A 577-nucleotide genomic window follows, 5' to 3' on the forward strand; every position below is an offset into this window, starting at 1 on the left:
CTCCATCGGGATACCTCATCCCATCGATCTACCCCAGCCCAAGGCCATCACACAGACCACATCGGACGAACCTGGCCATTCAAGATCTGTAGCCGGCTACGCGATGATCAACACCGACTCGACGGCCTGACCCGGCAGCAGGCTGCGGTGCGGGCCGCCTTTGACCTGTCCTACCATCATCTCAATGATCGGCAGGCCCGCCTGTTTCGGTTGCTGCCGCTTAACCCAGGCCCGGACATCGCCACCACCGCAGCTGCCCGCCTGACCAACCTCACCGAACACGAGGCCGCTAGGCTACTAGCCGACTTGCATCGAGCACATCTGATCTCCGAACCCGTCTCCGAACGGTGGAACCTGCACGACCTTCTCCGCCTCTACGCCGCCGAGCAACAGATCGGCGACACCGGCGGGCAAAAGACCGAGATTGCCCGGGCCCGACAACGCTTGTACGGCTACTACACAGACACCGCCGCCGCCGCCCAAACCTGAGGTTCCCCCCGGGATGTGGACACCGGGTTATGCCGCGATCTGATGCAGCGTAGTCGGTGCGAGAGCCTGTTCGTAATTGGCGGGGCTG

The 577-nt window shown here is 63.1% G+C and carries 1 pseudogene; it reads left to right on the forward strand.

The annotated features are described in order from the left end of the window. Positions 1–489, forward strand: a pseudogene (locus tag V6U77_RS29965) (hypothetical protein); the annotation flags it as partial. Positions 490–577 lie beyond the last annotated feature (88 nt).

The organism is Micromonospora sp. CPCC 205546 (assembly GCF_036902715.1).
Lineage (GTDB): Bacteria > Actinomycetota > Actinomycetes > Mycobacteriales > Micromonosporaceae > Micromonospora.